We start from the raw sequence: 15,132 nt of genomic DNA, 5'->3' as shown, positions 1-15,132 counted from the left end.
TCGCTGTGAAGGGGGTGGAAAGCAAGATGTACAGTTTTCATCCCTAAATTTAATTGCAGCTGGCCTTGTGTAAACGTATACACTCAAAGTCACACCTTATCTGACAGGAGGCTATATGGCTTATCAGGCTGCTGAAAATCGTTATCAGACAATGGAGTACCGCCGCTGCGGTCAGAGCGGCCTCAAGCTCCCGATTGTATCACTGGGGTTGTGGCACAATTTTGGTGATACCACGCAGGTCGAGAACAGTCGGGCGCTGTTACAGCGTGCATTCGATCTGGGGATCACCCATTTTGATCTGGCGAATAACTATGGTCCACCGCCGAGTTCAGCGGAGCGAAATTTTGGTCGCATCCTGCAGGAAGATTTTTTACCGTGGCGAGATGAGCTGATCATCTCCACCAAAGCGGGTTACACCATGTGGGAAGGCCCTTACGGGGACTGGGGCTCACGCAAATACCTGATTGCCAGCCTCGATCAAAGCCTGAAGCGTCTGGGGCTGGAGTATGTCGATATCTTCTACCACCATCGCCCCGACCCTGAAACACCGCTCAGAGAAACCATGCGCGCACTGGATCATATCGTCCGTCAGGGCAAAGCGCTGTACGTAGGCCTCTCTAACTATCCGGCTGAACTTGCCAGACAAGCGATTGAAATACTCGACGATTTAGGTACGCCATGCCTTATTCATCAGCCCAAATATTCTATGTTTGAGCGTTGGGTCGAAGAGAGCCTGCTGTCGCTTTTACAGGAAAAAGGCGTCGGTAGTATCGCCTTCTCACCGCTGGCTGGCGGGCAGTTAACCGACCGCTATCTGAACGGTATTCCTGCGGATTCTCGCGCCGCAAGCACCAGCCGTTTTCTGAATCCGGACCAGATCACCCCACAAAAACTGGAAAAAGTTCGAGCGCTGAACGCACTGGCAGAGCGACGGGGACAAAAGCTGTCTCAGATGGCGCTCGCGTGGGTTCTCCGGGAAGACAAGGTCACGTCTGTGCTGATTGGCGCCAGTAAACCGGCGCAAATTGAAGATGCCGTCGGCATGCTGGCAAACCGTCACTTTACGCCTGAAGAGTGCGCGGAGATTGATGCCATTCTGAGTCGGTTGAAATAAAGACACATTTATTAACAAAAAGTGCTCTCACTTGCGATTTAAGAGTTGTGGCGATGAAACGGGGCTTTACTGCCCCGTAATATTACGTTAACAGGCCGGCTACGGCTCGATCGTGAAGGAGAGAAAACATGTTCAGGTCACTGATTCTGGCGGCAGTCTTAATGGCTTTTACACCGCTGGCCGCGAACGCTGGCGAAATCACCCTGCTGCCATCAATAAAATTGCAAATTGGCGATCGCGATAATTACGGTAACTACTGGGATGGCGGCCGCTGGCGCGACCGGGATTACTGGCACCATAACTATGAGTGGCGCAAAAATCGCTGGTGGCGTCATGACAACGGCTACCATCGTGGCTGGGATAAACGCAAAGCTTATGAACGCGGCTACCGAGAAGGCTGGAATGACCGTGACGACCATCGCGGTCGTGGGCGCGGCGGTCACGGGCATCGTCATTAAGAAAAGGAACCTGTGGTAACAGAGAATTTTTAACAATGGCAAAGGGTTCCGTTCACCGTATGTTCATTGTTTCTCTGAAACCCTCATTCCCGTAACGGGCAAGGGAGGCTCACCGTCTCCCTTGCCACCCAGGCTTCCGGCAGGAAAAATCGTCACTTCGTGATCCATTCGCCTTATGTCGTCTTCCTTCGGATCGCTTCAGTACGCTGACTTTCAGTTCAATCCGTTTCGCTTTAATAAAAAATACCTTTGCAGCTAATCAATCCTTAAGTGACCAGCATTAGCCTTCAGGCTGCTTTTTTATGGTCAAATCCTGCGCTTTTTATTTTTCACTATTTGCCCTTGAGCAAAAATCTCCTGAACGTATCTTATCCTCAAGAGAATTCACGTCAGGATTAACTTATGAATGCTAATTTTAAGAATGAAATTCAGACATTCGGTCGATCGCTATTATTACCGATCGCCGTACTGGCGCCTGTGGGGATGGTCATGGGAATTAGCGCTGCGTTAGGGCAGAGCTATATGATTGATAAACTCCCCTTTCTGGGCAATGAAATTTTCAGAGCAATTCTCTCTTCTCTGGGATTAATCAGCAGCGTCGTTTTTAATAATATTCCTTTACTGTTCGCGATGGGTGTCGCCTACGGTATGTCTAAAAAAGAAAAAGGGATTGCTGTATTTGCGTCCGTCGTGGCTTACCTGACTCTGCTTATCGCCATGCATGTGCATCTTAAGCTGGCAGGTACGCTGGCGAAAGAGGATATGGCTTTCGTCGGACAGGGAATGGTATTAGGTATTCAGACGCTGAAAATCGAAGCGCTGGGCGGCATTATTGCCGGGCTGCTGGCAGCTAAAATAACCGACCGTTTTTACCGGCTGCAATTACCTCTCGCTTTCGCCTTTTTCAGCGGTAAAAAATCCGTCGCGATCTTAGCCATTGCTTTTTCCATTCCCGTCGGCTTGATCATTCCTTTTATCTGGGATCTGTTTACCGCAGGTATGCGCGCCATATCAACAATAATGATGGCACCCAACATTGGTGCAGGTATCTATATGACGCTCAATCGCCTGCTGATCCCGTTTGGCCTGCACCACGTCCTCAGTTCCACCGTGCGTTTCACCGCGGCAGGCGGTACGTACCTGATTGACGGGCAGACCTATGTCGGTATTTTGCCCGCTATCAATAAAATCCTGTTTGAGCTTGGTCCCACCCATCCGGCCTGGAAAGAGTATATGCCGACGCTCACCAGCTATCTTGCCTCATCACAAATGCTCACGACGCTGTTCCGCGTTCCGGCGATTGGTCTGGCGATGTACCACATGGCCTATTTCAAGAATAAGAAATTTGCCAAAGGGATGATCCTGACCGTGGTGCTGACCGCCATGCTGGGGAATATTACCGAACCGCTGGAGTTCTCCTTCCTGTTTATCGCGCCAAAACTCTTTATTGTCTATGCGGTACTCTGTGGCTTATTGACCATTCCACTGCAATTACTGGAAGTCTCCATCGGCTATATTCGCGGCACCATTTTTGATTTTGGTATTTTCGGTTTGATGTATGAACACACCCAATGGATTAATTTAATTATCCTCGGCGTGATTAACTTTGTTGTCTTCTATTTCGTCTTCCGCTTCGCGATCGGTAAATTTGATATTAAGACCCCAGGCCGAGAGAGTGAAATCGCTGACAGCACCTTACTGAACAATAAAGAGTACGACAAAGTCGCCGAACTGGTGATTCAGGGGCTGGGCGGGACAGAAAATATCAAGCGCGTTGAAAACTGCGTTTCACGGTTACGTATTGATTTGAAAGATCAGAAAAAAATGGACATGGCCATTCTTAAAGAATCTGGCTCGCTGGGGACCTTTATCCCCTCCAGCAACCATGTTCATGTGGTATTCGGCCCACACGTAGAATTTGTCCGTAACGCGGTAGACGACCGCCTCGTCGGTGCGAAATAAATTCAAGGAGATAGTAATGCGTGCACTGTATGATTCAAAAAGCAAAACGATCGACGATCGAGGAATGAAATCTCTGCTCGCACAGCCAGCGCGGGTACAGTCATGGCTCGATGTTGAAGCCGCCCTGGCTCAGGCACAGGCCGGACACGGCATGATCCCCGCCAGCGCCGCAGTCAATATTACCGCTAACTGCCACGTGGATAAGATTGACCTGACGGAAATGGAACGCCTGCTGCGCGAGATTGGTCACGGCTTCGTTCCGGTCATCAAAGTACTGGTCAAAGCCTGTGACAGTGAAAGCGGAAAATACGTGCATTACGGCGTCACCACGCAGAATATTCAGCAAACGGCACAGCTTTATCTGGCAAAGCAGTTCGATACCATCATGCAGGGTTTTGTGGACGATATTCTGCGTAACCTGGCAAAGATGGCTTCTGACCATAAAGCAACGATTATGGCCGGACGTACCCACGGTAAGCACGCGCTGCCCATCACCTGGGGCTATAAAGCCGCCGTGTGGATTGATGAGTTACTGAGCGCCCGGCAGCGCATGCGAGAAGCGGAAAAACGCGTCTTTACCGTGATGATGGGGGGAGCCGTGGGCGCCTTCCACGCGACCGGTGAAACCGGCCGCCGGGTTCAGGATAGCGTTGCCCAAAAGCTGGGAATGCATTCAATGGCGATTCCCTCCCGTAACTCGCGCATTTACCGCACTGAATACATCAGTAATTTGTGCCTGCTGGCGACGACGTTACACAAAATAGCCGAAGAGGTTTATCAGACCTCAAGCGAAGAGTTTGCCGAAGTTTCAGAAGCCTTCACTAAAGGCACCGTTGGCAGCAGCACCATGCCGCAAAAAGTGAATCCTAAACTGGCGAAGGGGATCATCGCCAACGCGCAGAAATTGTACTCAGTAATGACCTCCTGCCTGTATGTCAGCCCACGTCCCTTCGAAGCAGACAGCTCAGCTTACTTTATCTTTGACGGTAATATTCAGGAGAGTATGGAGTTAATGGCTGAGATTGTGATGCGAGCCGAAGAGTTGACGCGGACGCTGGTCATCAATCCTGGTCGTATGCGCCAGAATGTGCAGTTAACGCATGGTCTTATTAATAGCGAAAAAATCATGATGCAGCTGGTGGAAAGGCTGGGCAAAGATGCCGCACATGAACGCGTCTACCAACTGGCAATGCGCAGCACGCATGAAGGCATCCCCTACGCTGATGTGCTGCGTGATGACCCTCTTATTCGCCAGCACTTTAGCGACTCAGAAATTAATACGCTGCTGGATCCTGCTCACTACATCGGCCTTTGCGCAGAAATCGCCGAGGAAACGGCCGCTCGCGTATGGGAGAAAGACAATGGCTGATCCCCTGCTTTCTCTGGCAAGTGAACGCATTGTCACCCCGAAAGGAATCGAAAGCGGCTATCTGCATATTGAAAGCGGACGTATTTCTGGCCTCGACAGTACACCACGCGGAAAAATCGTCGATTATCGCCATGCCATGCTGATGCCCGGTTTTGTGGATATTCACGTTCACGGCTGGGGGAGAGGGTCGTTTGCCTGGAGAGGTGAACGCCGTTCTTTGCAGGCGATGAGCCGGGATCTGGTTAACGCCGGGGTTACCGCGTGGCTTGCAACATCAGCCACCCAGCCGGAAACGTTCTTGCTGGAGAGTCTTTCCACCGCCGCAGACTGGATTGCAGACGCAAAAGCGGAAGATGGTGCCGAAGCGGTGGGTATTCATATGGAAGGCCCCTTTATTAACCCTGCATACAGCGGAATGCAGAGCAAGGACGCGATTCAACCACCCGGTATCGAAGGATTCAAACGCTATCAGCACGCCGCGAGGGGAAATATCCGTCTGATGACGCTCGCACCCGAACTGCCGGGCGCCCTGGCGCTAATCCGCTATTTACGCCAGTCAGGCGTCACCGTGTCAGCCGGTCATACCGACGCCACCTTTGATGAAACCACCCTCGCCATTGAAGCCGGTTTAACCCACTTTACCCATGCCTTTAGCGCCATGCGCGGGCTGCATCACCGGGAGCCTGGCGTGGTGGGGGCGCTGATGTACCATCAGAATACGTATGCCGAGGTGGCAAAGCAGAGCGGGATTACGTTGCGACCAGAAGTGTTCGACATTCTTTATCGGTTGAAAAAAGATCGCCGGTTGGTCATGGTCAGCGATTGTCTGGGATATGTGGATTTTCCCGAAGGATCTGAATTCCACCATTACCTGCGCCAGGAGACGTTTCGCATTCACAATCATTGTCTTGAAATCACCGACCACAGCGGAAAGACCCGAACGGTTTCACCCACGGAGTGGTCCGAAGTGTGCAAACTGGAGATGAGCTTTCTGGACTCCGTGAAAAATGTGGTCGACAGGCTGGAAAAAGGCTGGGTTTCAGCCGCGCAGATTGCCTGCCTTAATCCGGCAATCCTGGCGGGTGTTGACGCGAGAAAAGGCAGCCTGACGTCAGGAAAAGATGCCGATATTCTCGTGTTGGGTGCAGAGTTAAACCTGGAAGCCGTCTGGTGTCGCGGCGTTTCGCAACCTCTGGCTAAATAAAAATATCACTGTAATGCGTATCAAGAAAAATTTTTAACGCCTCCTGGCTCATTCCCTGAACCTGCTGAATAAAGTCCTCAGCAGGTATTTTTTTGCGCGCGGAGGGAAGTCCATTTTCGCGTAATAACAGGAGATCGTCCTGCGTGAGCCAGAAATTCACTTTGACATAATCCAGCCCGGCGTAGCGGAGATGACTCGATATCTTGTTTGTAAAGGTAATCAGCAGGTCGAATTCGAGCTGCTGAAGCCGCGCAATCTCATTGATGTTGATGCAGGCGGGGATTTCAATATGGAAGCGGGAGAAAAGCATCTCTTTAAAATAACCGACCTTACTCTCTGACGAGTTCGTCACAATAATGACCCGCTTCTTCTTATCGCCAACAACCCGATTTTTGAGCGCATACTTTTTGATAATCAGCACCAGGGTTGCCAGGTGAATAGCAGAAAAGGTCGTTTGCCAGTGATGTTCAATCTCCTTCACCGCATGCTGGACATGATCCCATAGCTCAGGATAGCGTCGCTGGACATCATGGAGCTTTTTATCATCGAACCAGAGATGAAATTTATTCTGGATGATGGCGGCATAGATAAAATTATAAATCTCCGCAAACCAGGCGTGCTGATTGTGAATGGTGTTTTCCAGACATCCGGCTAAATCGTGACAGGTGCGCTTAACGTAAGAGACCAGCCGGGCGTCGTATAATGTGAAGGGGCGATGAGTAAACGTCAGTGAAGCAATCAGCAGGTCCAGACAGATATTTTCATCCGCATCAGGCAATACGCCATAAGGAAAGGTTGTCAAAAACTCAGCCGCCGAACTCTCCGTAATTCTGTGTCCCCTGCGGATACGGTGCAGGGCAAGGCTAAGATAGACCAGTAAGTATTTTCTGCCGTTATATCCCAGGGCGATGACCGGACTGATTTTATCTTCGTAATAGTCTGCCGCCTGGTTTATCTGTGCAGCACACTCATGAAGAAACTGTTCGGCAATTGAACGGCCTGTCGGCTCATTGGCCTGGTGGGCGATAAGTCGGTGATCCTCACCAATTTCGACCGTTTTTAATATCGTCATGCACGCCGCCAGCCGCAGCTGGAACTCATCCCCCGCAAGCCGGGAGCCCTTACGCGGGATACTTTGCACAATCAGATCGCGTTCCTGCACCAGGCTCATCATGACGGGATTATCATTTTTTACCGTTCCCGCACTGACATAAAATTTTTTGTAATAATCATTTTTATTCACCACATCGTGCAAACAGAGCGCCACAAAGAGATCCTTCACCCTCTCTTCTGCCGTAGTGATATAGCGATTAAACTGGACGCGCGCTAAAAACTGTCGGTATTCGCTGTAGCCAATCCGGGTGGTAATAAACTGATTATCCTGATGTAGCTGGACATTTTCTGGCAGAAGTTCATTGAGCTCTTTCATTGTCCGTTTTAGCGTGGAGAGCGTTTTACCGAAACGCTCGACGGCCTCTTCAACGGGGAGCGGACTGTTGTCCTGGAGATATTTCAGGAAAGAGAGATCAAAGTGATTCATGAACGCCTGCCAGTTAATTATGCAGGGCACATAATAGAGGAAAAGCTCAATTAAAACCGTGACCCGTCGCGAGTCACGGTTGATTATAGCCCCATCGCCGTACCTGCCAGTAGCCAGAGATTGAGCGCCACGACCAGTATCACAATGACCCAGCCAATCTGTTTAACGCAACGACGATTGACCAGATCCCCCATCAGCTTACTGTCGCTGGTGAAGATCAGCAGCGGCACCAGCGCCAGCGCGATACCAAAACTGAGCAACACCTGACTCATCACCAGAATACGGGTCGGATCCAATCCCATCAGAATCACAATAAATGATGGCATCATGGTGACGGTACGGCGTACCCATAGCGGAATGTGAAAACGGATAAACCCTTGCATCACCACCTGCCCCGCCAGCGTACCGACCACGGTAGAAGAGAGTCCCGCAGCCACCAGGCTTAAACCAAACACCGTCGCTGCAGCGTGACTCAACAACGGTTCAAGGGTCAGATACGCCTGATCGAGATCGGCAATACCGGTATGCCCGCTAAAATGAAATGCGGCGGCAGCCGTCGCCATCATCGCCAGATTGACAAATCCGGCAATCGTCATGGCGATAGCCACATCCCATTTAGTGGCCGCATAGCGCTGTTGGCGTGTTCCGCCGTGCAAATGCTGAGTTAAGGAAGAGTGCAGATAAATGACGTGCGGCATGATAGTCGCCCCGAGCACCCCAGCGGCCAGGAACACCGCTTCGGAATTAGGCAGGCTTGGGATCACCATTCCCTTACTAAGCTGCGCGAAGTTCGGTTGGGAAAAAACCAGCTCCACAATGTAAGCCGCGGCCACAAACAGCAGCAGGCCGCCAATCACCTTTTCCAGCGGTTTTTGACCGCGACGCTGCAGCATCAGAATTAAGAACGTCGCGATACCGGTGAGTACGGCCCCTTGCAATAAGGAGACGCCGAGGATCAGTTTGAAGCCAATCGCAGCGCCAATAAATTCAGCAAGGTCTGTTGCCATAGCGATAATTTCTGCCTGCACCCAGTAGAACCACACCACCGGGCGAGGATAATGATCGCGAATTTGCTCCGCCAGGTTTTTACCCGTAGCAATGCCGAGTTTTGCCGACAGCACCTGAATCAGCATCGCCATCAGGTTTGCCCAGACCACCACCCACAGCAATTGATAACCAAAGCTGGCCCCTGCCTGGATATTGGTGGCGAAGTTACCCGGATCGATATAGCCGATCGCCGCGATGAACGCAGGTCCCATTAATGCGAGCTTCAACTTGCGCGCTGCCCGCCCACTGCTACTCTCAACGCGATCGTTAGTCATTTTAGTGCCTCAGAAACATAGCCTTTGCTATGTTTCAAGCTACGCCTACTGAGAATGATTATCAAATTCATTTTAATGGGTGACGTTGATTTCTCTGATAGCGTTTGTCTATGGATCGATAAGGATTCTGGAAATACCGGCGAGATGTTTAATTATTGTTATGAGAATAGCACAATGACATAACTTTTCACTTCCATACTAAACATAACGGAAGTGTATCACCGATCACTAATTTTGAATCTCGTCACAGGTCCTTATTATAGTGTGTGTTTGATCTCGTTTTCTTTATGGTTGTTACATAGAATGTGCACGAAAACTAAACCTGCCTCATATTTGGAGCAAATATGGACCGCGTTCTTCATTTTGTCCTGGCCCTTGCCGTGGTTGCGGTACTCGCACTGCTGGTAAGCAGTGACCGTAAAAAAATCCGCATTCGTTATGTTGTTCAATTGCTTGTTATCGAAGTGTTACTGGCATGGTTCTTCCTGAACTCTGATGTCGGTCTGGGCTTCGTGAGAGGCTTCTCCGAGATGTTTGAGAAACTGCTCGGGTTTGCTAATGAAGGGACAAACTTTGTCTTTGGTAGCATGAACGATAAAGGCCTGGCATTCTTCTTCCTGAAAGTGCTTTGCCCGATCGTCTTCATCTCCGCCCTGATCGGTATTTTGCAGCATATCCGCGTACTGCCGGTAATCATCCGCGCGATTGGTTTCCTGTTATCCAAAGTAAACGGTATGGGCAAACTGGAATCCTTCAACGCCGTCAGCTCTCTGATCCTGGGTCAGTCTGAGAACTTTATCGCCTATAAAGATATTCTCGGCAAAATGTCTCGCAACCGTATGTACACCATGGCAGCAACGGCGATGTCGACCGTTTCCATGTCTATCGTCGGCGCGTACATGACCATGCTTGAGCCGAAGTACGTGGTTGCGGCGCTGGTTCTGAACATGTTCAGCACCTTTATCGTGCTGTCGCTGATCAACCCTTACCGCGTTGATGCCAGCGAAGAAAATATCCAGATGTCTAACCTGCACGAAGGCCAGAGTTTCTTCGAAATGCTGGGTGAATACATTCTGGCTGGTTTCAAAGTGGCAATTATCGTTGCGGCGATGCTGATTGGTTTCATCGCACTGATCGCTGCCCTGAACGCCCTGTTCGCCACCGTGACCGGTTGGTTTGGCTACAGCATCTCCTTCCAGGGCATCCTGGGTTACATCTTCTACCCGGTTGCATGGGTAATGGGTGTGCCGTCCAGCGAAGCGCTGCAGGTGGGCAGTATCATGGCGACTAAACTGGTTTCCAACGAGTTCGTTGCGATGATGGATCTGCAGAAAATCGCCGCTACGCTCTCCCCGCGCGCAGAAGGCATCCTGTCCGTGTTCCTGGTTTCCTTCGCTAACTTCTCTTCCATCGGTATTATCGCCGGTGCGATTAAAGGCCTGAACGAAGAGCAAGGTAACGTGGTTTCTCGCTTTGGTCTGAAGCTGGTGTACGGCTCTACGCTGGTGAGCGTACTGTCTGCATCTATCGCCGCACTGGTGCTGTAAGCGTAAGACAACATCGCAGTGATAAGACCGGGGAGATTCATATTCTCCCCGGTTTTTTTATGCCTGCGATTCAGCAAACCAAAGAGATAAAGAGTAAGAACTGGCAGGATGCAGAAACAAAAAACCCCCGCTTTTCAGCGAGGGTTTAAACTTTGGTGGAGCTAAGCGGGATCGAACCGCTGACCTCTTGCATGCCATGCAAGCGCTCTCCCAGCTGAGCTATAGCCCCACGATGCTTTTACGTACGTACCAAATTCATTGGGATTAAATTTGGTGGAGCTAAGCGGGATCGAACCGCTGACCTCTTGCATGCCATGCAAGCGCTCTCCCAGCTGAGCTATAGCCCCATTACGTAAAGCTTGTCGAGTTGACGGGCGGCATCATATGAATTCCCTTCGCGTGTGTCAACGGCAAAATTAACTCATAGAATTCAATCGCTGAAAAAGCAGTCAAATGAAGAACATTGCGTAACAACTCGCATTCAGTAGTTAAACGCGTCACGGTTTCTACTAAAATGGTGCTATAAAATGAACCACTAATTAACCCCACGACTATTCAGGGAATCGTTATGTTCAAGGAACGGATGACGCCAGAAGAACTTGCTAATCTGACCGGATACAGCCGACAGACCATCAATAAATGGGTACGCAAAGAAGGTTGGGCGACATCACCAAAACCAGGCGTTCAGGGCGGTAAAGCCCGGCTGGTTCACGTCACCGAACAAGTTCGTGAATACATTCGCAGCGCTGAGCGTTCAGCCGAAGGTTTATCAAATAACTTATCGTTATCCGGCGATACCTCTGTTGAAGCGCTGCTGATTAGGCTCGCTAAAGAAATGACGCCGACAGAACAGAAAATGTTTACCTCACTGATCCTGCGTGAAGGCATTACGGGTTTATTACAGCGTTTAGGGATCCGCGAAAACAAATAATATGAAAAAATTACGCAGCAAAATGACGACCGAAGAGCTGGCGGAATGTCTCGGAGTTGCCAAACAAACCGTCAATCGTTGGATCAGAGAACAAAACTGGACTACCGAAAAGTTTCCCGGCGTTAAAGGTGGTCGTGCCAGACTGATTCATATTGACTCCAGCGTCCGCGCGTTTCTGCTCAATATTCCCGCTTTTCGCAAAGTTCCTGAAGTTTATCAGGCTGAAGAACCGCTGGCAGAATACACCCACGTAGTACGCAGCCACGCGTGCCGCCAGATAATTAGCGCACTGGACAACATGTCCCCAACGGAACAAGAAAAGCTGGCGATGTATATTTCGCGCGAAGGTATTCGCACTTTTCTTACTCGTTTGGGTATTGATGAGTCTGAATAACAGGCAAAAAAACGGCAGGATACGCTCCTGCCGTTCTTTCATCGGTCAATCAGTCTTATTGCTGGCTTTCTCGCTCAGCAATAAACGCCAGCGCTTTATTAATACGCTCAATGCTGCGGAATTTACCAATCGCATGCACCGTAACGTCTAACGCCGGGGACTGACCCGCGCCGGTAACGGCTACGCGCAGCGGCATCCCGACTTTACCCATGCCAACTTCCAGTTCATCAGCCGTTGCCTGAATCGCATGGTGCACGTTTTCTGCCGTCCACTCGCTAATCGCAGCCAGCTTGTCGCGAACCACTTCCAGCGGCTGACGCGCAACCGGGCGCAGGTGTTTCTTCGCTGCATCAGCGTCGAACTCGGCAAAGTCTTCGTAGAAGTAGCGGCAGCTCTGCGCCATCTCTTTCAGCGTTTTGCAGCGCTCACCGAGCAGTTTAACCAGCTCTGACAGCTGCGGGCCTACGCGGGTATCGATATTTTCCTGCTCAATATGCCACTGCAGATGGGTTGCTACATATTCCGGCGCCAGCGCATTAATATAGTGATGGTTCAGCCACTGCAGTTTTTCAGTGTTAAACGCACTCGCAGACTTGCTCACCGCACCGAGGGAGAACAGTTTGATCATCTCTTCACGGGTGAAAATTTCCTGATCGCCACTGGACCAGCCCAGACGCACCAGATAGTTCAGCAGCGCTTCCGGCAGGTAACCGTCGTCGCGGTATTGCATAACGCTGACCGCACCGTGACGTTTGGAGAGTTTTTTACCATCGTCACCGTTGATCATTGATACGTGTGCGTAAACTGGCACCGGCGCATTCAGCGCTTTCAGGATATTGATCTGACGCGGAGTGTTGTTGATATGGTCTTCACCACGAATAACGTGGGTGATTTCCATATCCCAGTCGTCGACAACAACGCAGAAGTTGTAGGTCGGGGAACCGTCGGTACGGCGAATGATCAAATCATCCAGCTCCTGGTTGCTGAATTCGATCGGCCCACGGATCTGGTCGTCAAAAATAACGGAACCGTCCTTCGGGTTGGCAAAACGTACCACGCAAGGTTCATCAGCGGCATGATGTTCGTGGCCGTGGCGGCAGCGGCCGTCGTAACGCGGCTTCTCACCGTTCGCCATCTGCTCTTCGCGCAGCGCGTCCAGACGCTCTTTAGAGCAGTAGCATTTATATGCAGTGCCTGCTTCCAGCATTTCATCAATCACCGCGTTGTAGCGATCAAAACGTTTGGTCTGGAAGTACGGGCCTTCATCCCATTCCAGATTCAGCCAGTTCATGCCATCCATAATGGCTTCAATAGCTTCCGGAGTGGAGCGTTCGAGATCGGTGTCTTCAATACGCAGCACAAACTCACCGCCATGGTTGCGTGCAAAAAGCCAGGAATAAAGAGCAGTACGCGCACCGCCGACGTGCAGGTAGCCTGTCGGGCTTGGCGCGAAGCGAGTTTTGATTTTCATGAAATGGCCTTACGTTTATAAAGATGCCGACAACCGGCAAATCCAGGGAAGATTATCAGGCTCGTATTCTATCACCGTGGTCTGATTCCTCAATGTTGTTCAGGTTGGAACATTACGCTTTGCCATTTTCGTATACAAATCATGCCGCACGGATTGTTTTGCGATCGTTTTGTTTAAATTTACGACGAACGAACAATTTCTTTAGAAAATGCGTTGACTCATTTTCAACTCTCCCTATAATGCGACTCCACACAGCGGGGGTGATTAGCTCAGCTGGGAGAGCACCTCCCTTACAAGGAGGGGGTCGGCGGTTCGAACCCGTCATCACCCACCAACTACTTTATGTAGTCTCCGCCGTGTAAAACAAGAAATTGAGAAGTGGGTGATTAGCTCAGCTGGGAGAGCACCTCCCTTACAAGGAGGGGGTCGGCGGTTCGATCCCGTCATCACCCACCACTTTCTCGCCAGCTGGATTTCTTGTTAAAATGTGAAGTACCGAAGTGGGTGATTAGCTCAGCTGGGAGAGCACCTCCCTTACAAGGAGGGGGTCGGCGGTTCGATCCCGTCATCACCCACCACTTCGGGTCGTTAGCTCAGTTGGTAGAGCAGTTGACTTTTAATCAATTGGTCGCAGGTTCGAATCCTGCACGACCCACCAATGTAAAAAGGCGCCCTAAAGGCGCCTTTTTGCTATCTGCGATTTATAAGATTCGAACCTGCAGCAGGTCGAGTCGAACGCAGTGAGACAACGGAGCCGTTTACGGCGACGGCCCGAAGGGCGAGCGAAGCGAGTCATCCTGCACGACCCACCAATATAAAAAGGCGCCCTAAAGGCGCCTTTTTGCTATGCAGAGAAGAACCATTTCCCCTCTGATAACCATCAGCGTGAGCGTTATAACTGATACAACGGATCGCGGGCGCGGGCTGCGGTTAATTCACTGGCCTGCATACGCACCACATCCCACAGCGCCTGAGCAGCGGTTGATAAAGAGCGGTTTTTACGTCGGGCCAGCATCAGTTGCCGTTCAACAACCGGCGTCAGGCGCTTAACCTGCAAGTGACTGCCCTGCGGTAAGGGGAGCGCCAGCGCGGGCAGCACGCTGATGCCAATCCCCGCCTCAACCATCGGAAACAGCGTGGCGGGATGGCCAATCTCCTGAACTATATTGGCATCAATGGAAAAATGGGCCAGCGCAGCGTCGATCAGCGGTCGACTACCGGAAGCATAATCCTGTAGCACCAGGCGTTCGTGATACAAATCCTGCCAGTTCACCCACTCTCGTTGGGCTAACGGATGATCCTGGCGACACAGCAGCAGGAACGGTTCGGACAGCACGGCTTCACACTGCAAATCGGTGACTGCGCCGGGATCAATCACAATGCCAAAATCCACTTCTCCCTGGCGAATACTCTCCAGCACCCACTGCTGTGGCCGGTCGTGCAGCACAAAATCGATAGCCGGATAAAGCTGATTACTCTGGGCAATACACTGCGGAATAAGATGAGCAGAGATCGTCTGGCTGGCGGCAACCCGCACCGTGCCGGTTAACTGCGTTCCTACCTGTCCGGCTTCGCGCAGCGTGCTGTGCAATTCATCCAGAATACGTTCCAGCCGCGCCGCCAACTGGTGTCCGGCCTCCGTCAGCACCACTTCCCGCGTCGTTCTGTCCAATAACCGCACACCCGTCTGCCCTTCCAGCTCTTTTACACTATGGCTGACCGCCGACTGGCTTAAGCCGATGATATCCCCCGCCCGGCTAAAGCTTTTGGCTTGAGCGACGGTGACAAAGATACGCAACTGACGCAGAGAGTAATTCATC

Annotated in this window: 13 protein-coding genes, 6 tRNA genes and 1 other RNA gene; 13 read left to right on the top strand and 7 right to left on the bottom strand. The window is 51.1% G+C overall.

Annotated elements, in window-relative coordinates; translation table 11 throughout:
- Positions 1–115 precede the first annotated feature (115 nt).
- From mgrA to O6D90_RS06995, 5 genes are all read left to right on the top strand, one after another.
- Positions 116–1,114, top strand: coding sequence for an L-glyceraldehyde 3-phosphate reductase (gene mgrA, locus O6D90_RS07015; protein WP_016157079.1), 999 nt, complete (start codon positions 116–118; stop codon positions 1,112–1,114).
- Between the two features lie 128 nt (positions 1,115–1,242).
- The gene (gene ypeC / locus O6D90_RS07010; RefSeq protein WP_016153906.1) at positions 1,243–1,572 is read left to right on the top strand and encodes a DUF2502 domain-containing protein YpeC; all 330 of its coding nucleotides are present in this window, start codon (positions 1,243–1,245) and stop codon (positions 1,570–1,572) included.
- A 402-nt stretch (positions 1,573–1,974) separates the two neighbouring features.
- A complete protein-coding gene (locus tag O6D90_RS07005; protein WP_016157080.1) occupies positions 1,975–3,534 on the top strand; it encodes a PTS transporter subunit EIIC in 1,560 nt (519 codons plus the stop codon).
- 16 nt (positions 3,535–3,550) lie between these two features.
- Positions 3,551–4,903, top strand: a complete 1,353-nt coding sequence (locus O6D90_RS07000) for a class-II fumarase/aspartase family protein (RefSeq protein WP_016157081.1) — start codon at positions 3,551–3,553, stop codon at positions 4,901–4,903.
- On the top strand, positions 4,896–6,107 hold the full coding sequence (locus tag O6D90_RS06995) for an N-acetylglucosamine-6-phosphate deacetylase (RefSeq protein ID WP_016157082.1): 1,212 nt from the start codon (positions 4,896–4,898) through the stop codon (positions 6,105–6,107). The genes O6D90_RS07000 and O6D90_RS06995 overlap by 8 nt, the downstream gene beginning before the upstream one ends.
- Here O6D90_RS06995 and O6D90_RS06990 read toward each other — a convergent pair.
- The 3 genes from O6D90_RS06990 to O6D90_RS26310 form a co-directional block, all read right to left on the bottom strand.
- Entirely contained in the window at positions 6,100–7,647 is a 1,548-nt protein-coding gene (locus tag O6D90_RS06990) for a hypothetical protein (RefSeq protein ID WP_016157083.1), read from the bottom strand. The two genes, O6D90_RS06995 and O6D90_RS06990, sit on opposite strands and share 8 nt — an antisense overlap.
- Before the next feature lie 83 nt (positions 7,648–7,730).
- Positions 7,731–8,969, bottom strand: coding sequence for an Nramp family divalent metal transporter (locus O6D90_RS06985; protein WP_016153911.1), 1,239 nt, complete (start codon positions 8,967–8,969; stop codon positions 7,731–7,733).
- Positions 8,966–9,040, bottom strand: a complete 75-nt coding sequence (locus O6D90_RS26310; protein ID WP_418135078.1) for a hypothetical protein — start codon at positions 9,038–9,040, stop codon at positions 8,966–8,968. The genes O6D90_RS06985 and O6D90_RS26310 overlap by 4 nt, the downstream gene beginning before the upstream one ends.
- 273 nt (positions 9,041–9,313) lie before the next feature.
- Here O6D90_RS26310 and nupC point away from each other — a divergent pair, with 273 nt between their 5' ends.
- Positions 9,314–10,516: a nucleoside permease NupC gene (gene nupC / locus O6D90_RS06980; RefSeq protein ID WP_016157084.1), complete on the top strand. Its 1,203-nt coding sequence runs from the start codon at positions 9,314–9,316 to the stop codon at positions 10,514–10,516.
- Between the two features lie 153 nt (positions 10,517–10,669).
- Here the strand turns inward: nupC and O6D90_RS06975 are convergent.
- Both O6D90_RS06975 and O6D90_RS06970 read right to left on the bottom strand, forming a co-directional pair.
- Positions 10,670–10,745: transfer RNA gene (locus O6D90_RS06975), tRNA-Ala, on the bottom strand.
- 42 nt (positions 10,746–10,787) lie between these two features.
- Positions 10,788–10,863 (bottom strand) — tRNA-Ala (locus O6D90_RS06970).
- A gap of 221 nt (positions 10,864–11,084) precedes the next feature.
- Between O6D90_RS06970 and O6D90_RS06965 the strand changes: the two genes are divergently transcribed.
- The gene (locus tag O6D90_RS06965) at positions 11,085–11,447 is read left to right on the top strand and encodes a YfeC-like transcriptional regulator (protein ID WP_271143281.1); all 363 of its coding nucleotides are present in this window, start codon (positions 11,085–11,087) and stop codon (positions 11,445–11,447) included.
- Between the two features lies 1 nt (position 11,448).
- Entirely contained in the window at positions 11,449–11,841 is a 393-nt protein-coding gene (locus O6D90_RS06960; RefSeq protein ID WP_016153914.1) for a MerR family transcriptional regulator, read from the top strand.
- A 55-nt stretch (positions 11,842–11,896) separates the two neighbouring features.
- Here O6D90_RS06960 and gltX read toward each other — a convergent pair whose 3' ends face one another.
- The gene (gltX, locus tag O6D90_RS06955) at positions 11,897–13,312 is read right to left on the bottom strand and encodes a glutamate--tRNA ligase (protein ID WP_016157085.1); all 1,416 of its coding nucleotides are present in this window, start codon (positions 13,310–13,312) and stop codon (positions 11,897–11,899) included.
- Between the two features lie 258 nt (positions 13,313–13,570).
- On the opposite strand from gltX, the gene O6D90_RS06950 reads away from it, so the two are divergent.
- From O6D90_RS06950 to O6D90_RS06930, 5 genes are all read left to right on the top strand, one after another.
- A tRNA-Val gene (locus O6D90_RS06950) sits at positions 13,571–13,646 on the top strand.
- Positions 13,647–13,692: 46 nt separating this feature from the next.
- Positions 13,693–13,768 (top strand) — tRNA-Val (locus tag O6D90_RS06945).
- Positions 13,769–13,814: 46 nt separating this feature from the next.
- Positions 13,815–13,890 (top strand) — tRNA-Val (locus tag O6D90_RS06940).
- Between the two features lie 4 nt (positions 13,891–13,894).
- Positions 13,895–13,970 (top strand) — tRNA-Lys (locus tag O6D90_RS06935).
- Positions 13,971–13,999: 29 nt separating this feature from the next.
- Positions 14,000–14,124, top strand: a non-coding RNA gene (locus O6D90_RS06930) — RtT sRNA.
- Positions 14,125–14,204: 80 nt separating this feature from the next.
- On the opposite strand, the gene O6D90_RS06925 is transcribed toward O6D90_RS06930, so the two are convergent.
- Positions 14,205–15,131, bottom strand: a complete 927-nt coding sequence (locus tag O6D90_RS06925) for a LysR family transcriptional regulator (RefSeq protein ID WP_016153919.1) — start codon at positions 15,129–15,131, stop codon at positions 14,205–14,207.
- Position 15,132: the final 1 nt, after the last annotated feature.

Source organism: Citrobacter sp. 21OH12SH02A-Citro, assembly GCF_027919895.1.
Classification (GTDB): Bacteria; Pseudomonadota; Gammaproteobacteria; order Enterobacterales; family Enterobacteriaceae; genus Citrobacter; species Citrobacter braakii.
The sequence above is the reverse complement of the archived record's forward strand: the minus strand, read 5'-3'. Positions and strand labels throughout refer to the sequence as shown.

Bases quoted from the DNA above. Each gene is read 5' to 3' on its own strand.
- gltX (WP_016157085.1), bottom strand. From the start codon at position 13,312: ATGAAAATCAAAACTCGCTTCGCGCCAAGCCCGACAGGCTACCTGCAC.
- nupC (WP_016157084.1), top strand. From the start codon at position 9,314: ATGGACCGCGTTCTTCATTTTGTCCTGGCCCTTGCCGTGGTTGCGGTA.
- O6D90_RS06995 (WP_016157082.1), top strand. From the start codon at position 4,896: ATGGCTGATCCCCTGCTTTCTCTGGCAAGTGAACGCATTGTCACCCCG.
- O6D90_RS06925 (WP_016153919.1), bottom strand. From the start codon at position 15,131: ATGAATTACTCTCTGCGTCAGTTGCGTATCTTTGTCACCGTCGCTCAA.
- O6D90_RS06960 (WP_016153914.1), top strand. From the start codon at position 11,449: ATGAAAAAATTACGCAGCAAAATGACGACCGAAGAGCTGGCGGAATGT.
- O6D90_RS07000 (WP_016157081.1), top strand. From the start codon at position 3,551: ATGCGTGCACTGTATGATTCAAAAAGCAAAACGATCGACGATCGAGGA.
- ypeC (WP_016153906.1), top strand. From the start codon at position 1,243: ATGTTCAGGTCACTGATTCTGGCGGCAGTCTTAATGGCTTTTACACCG.
- O6D90_RS06990 (WP_016157083.1), bottom strand. From the start codon at position 7,647: ATGAATCACTTTGATCTCTCTTTCCTGAAATATCTCCAGGACAACAGT.
- O6D90_RS06985 (WP_016153911.1), bottom strand. From the start codon at position 8,969: ATGACTAACGATCGCGTTGAGAGTAGCAGTGGGCGGGCAGCGCGCAAG.
- mgrA (WP_016157079.1), top strand. From the start codon at position 116: ATGGCTTATCAGGCTGCTGAAAATCGTTATCAGACAATGGAGTACCGC.
- O6D90_RS07005 (WP_016157080.1), top strand. From the start codon at position 1,975: ATGAATGCTAATTTTAAGAATGAAATTCAGACATTCGGTCGATCGCTA.
- O6D90_RS06965 (WP_271143281.1), top strand. From the start codon at position 11,085: ATGTTCAAGGAACGGATGACGCCAGAAGAACTTGCTAATCTGACCGGA.